At 69.0% G+C, this 2504-nt stretch carries 1 protein-coding gene and 2 pseudogenes; all 3 read right to left on the reverse strand.

Annotation, left to right across the window (positions count from 1 at the left end):
- A pseudogene (locus tag G6027_RS12110) lies at positions 1-330 on the reverse strand (hypothetical protein); the annotation flags it as partial.
- A gap of 110 nt (positions 331-440) precedes the next feature.
- The gene (locus G6027_RS12115) at positions 441-1961 is read right to left on the reverse strand and encodes a phospholipase D-like domain-containing protein (protein ID WP_182637399.1); all 1521 of its coding nucleotides are present in this window, start codon (positions 1959-1961) and stop codon (positions 441-443) included.
- Positions 1958-2504 (reverse strand): annotated as a pseudogene (locus G6027_RS12120) (allantoinase); the annotation flags it as partial. The gene G6027_RS12115 and the pseudogene G6027_RS12120, both read right to left, overlap by 4 nt.

The raw sequence follows: 2504 nt of genomic DNA on the forward strand, positions 1-2504 counted from the left end.
TCCCGCCGACCCCAGCGCCTCCAGCGGCGCGACCGAGCCCAGGACCTGGCCCGCGGACAGCGCGGCGTCCGGCACCACGCCGCTGCCGATGTCCCGCAACCCCTCGGATCCCGCACCGAAACCGGGGTTTCCGACCACGATCTCCTCGGGGATCAGGCCGGTCAGGCCGTCGACGCTGCTGTTGCCGGTCTGGGTGGGCAGCGAGGAGTCGGAGCCCGAGGTGTCCTGCCCGTGCGCCACGACCGGGGTCGCGACCGCCGCCAGGGCGGTCGCGGCGACGACGGCGCCGATGCGCCTTGTCCGGAGTCCGGAACCACGGTTCTGGGGCATCTGTGCTGGCCTCTCGTCACGAGCAGGGCCCTGACGGCCCACGCACGCAAAGCGTACTACTACAGGACCCATCCGGACCGCCTGGACGGGTCCCACCGCGGGGGTGACCTCTACTGGAGTGCCGAACTCAGCCGTGCGACGTTGTCGACGTACCGCCCCGGCCAGGGTCTGTTCTGCCAGGTCCCCAGGCCGAGTGGCGTGCTGTCCGCGAGGTAGGCGTCCACCGCGTCGTTCATCTCGGTCAGTGCCTCCCCACCGAGAACCAGCAGGCTGATCTCGAAGTTCAGGTTGAACGACCGCTGGTCCATGTTGCTCGAGCCCACCACCCCGCCGTAGTCGTCGATCAACAGCATCTTGGTGTGCAGTACCGCTGGCGAGCGGAACCTGTTGATCCGCACCCCTGCCTCGAGGAGTGCGCGGTAGTAGGACCGCTGGGCGTGGTGGACCATGAACTGGTCCGCGTGTTCGGGCACGAACAACTCCACGTCGACACCTCTGTAGGACGCGGAGGTGATCGAGTGGAGGAGCGCCTCGTCCGGGACGAAGTACGGGCTGACGATCCTGATCCGGTGCTCGGCCTGGCCGATGAGCTGGGTGAACATGCGCAGGTTCGGCTGCGTGCGGTAACCGGGACCCGACGGGACGAGCTGGAAGGCGCTGACCGGGTCGCCGGCGGTGGGGTCGCCTTCCGCGCGTCCGGCCGTGACCGACGTGCCGCGGGAGAGCTCATCGAAGGTCCCGATGACCTCACCGGACTCGGAGTACCAGTCCACCGCGAACACCCCGTTCATCGCCTGGACGATCTCCCCCCGTACCTCCATCATGAGGTCCACCCACTCCCGGCCGAGCCGGGTGTTGCGGGGGCTGCCGTAGTTCCGCGCGATGAGGTTCTGCGAGCCGATGAACCCGTGCTCGCCGTCGACGATGAGCATCTTGCGGTGGTTGCGCAGGTCAGGTCTCCGGAACCTGCCGACGAACGGGTTGATCGGCAGCATGAGGTGCAGCTCGACCGGCGAATGGCGCAACCTCCGTCGTAGCACCTTGAAGCCCCGATACCGCAACGAGCCGAGATGGTCGACGAGCACCCTGACCGTCACCCCCCGCTCCGCCGCCTCGACCGCGGCGGTGAAGAACTCATCGGTCTCGTCGTCCCAGGACTGGGCGTAGAACTCGATGTGCACGTGATCGCTGGCCGTGCGCACAGCGTCGGTCATCGTGGCGAGAGAAGCCGCATAGTCCGAGTACAGGCCTACGAACTCACCAGACATGCACGGGATCGCGGTGAGGTTCCGGTTCATCTCGAGAACCGTCCGCACCCCGGGCGGGATCCGCACGCTCTCGGGGACCGTGGGCCACTTTTCCAGCGCCTCCTCGTAGAGCCGGTTGGCCTCGGCCTGGATGACGTGCCGTCGGCCGGTGATGTACGGGTTGCCCAGCAACAGGAACAGCGGCACCCCGATGATGGGGATGAACAGGATCGCCAGCAACCAGGCCTGAGAGGAGGAGGGCTGCCGGTTCTCCGGCACCATGCCCAGGGCGAGGATCTTGATGGCGTACTCGGTGATGAGCAGGGCCGAGGTCACGCCCGCGGGGAACGGGAGGAAGGCCAGTCGGTCGACGGCGGGGTTCATCTGGCGGGTCGGGACAGGACGGCGCCCCGGGGAAGGGAGCGGGGATCGACGAACCGGCCGTCGGTCATGGTCCAGTGCACCACTCCCGCCAGGGCCCTCTGGGCGTAGACCGAGTCGGCGGAACCGAGATCACGGGCACCGGGCAGGACGACGAACGCCTCGTCGTCGGCGACGGCGGTGAAGTCGGCCCGGAGGCCCGTCCGGATCTCCCCCCGGTCCTCGAGTCCGACGATCGCGGCCGTCTTCCCGGACATCCAGCTGGCCACATCCGCGAGATCGCACCCCCTCCGGCGTGCTTCCGACCACACCACCGAGAGTCCGAGTCGGGCGGAGGCGATCGCGTCGATGGTGCCGTCGCGCAGAGCGTCCCAGAGGAGTTCGCGGGTGGCGGCGTCCCGGATCGGGGGGTCCAGGTCGGCAGCGGCCGCGCCCCCGTGGGTGACCTCCGAGACCAGGGCGAGCAGGTGCGGGTTGGTGGAGGCGGTCACTCGCAGCCCCTCCGCCTTGGCCCCGCGCAGCAGCGGCAGCTCCTCGGCGTCGGCG

Origin of the sequence: Dietzia sp. SLG310A2-38A2, from assembly GCF_014145095.1 — a bacterium.
In the GTDB taxonomy this organism is placed as follows: domain Bacteria; phylum Actinomycetota; class Actinomycetes; order Mycobacteriales; family Mycobacteriaceae; genus Dietzia.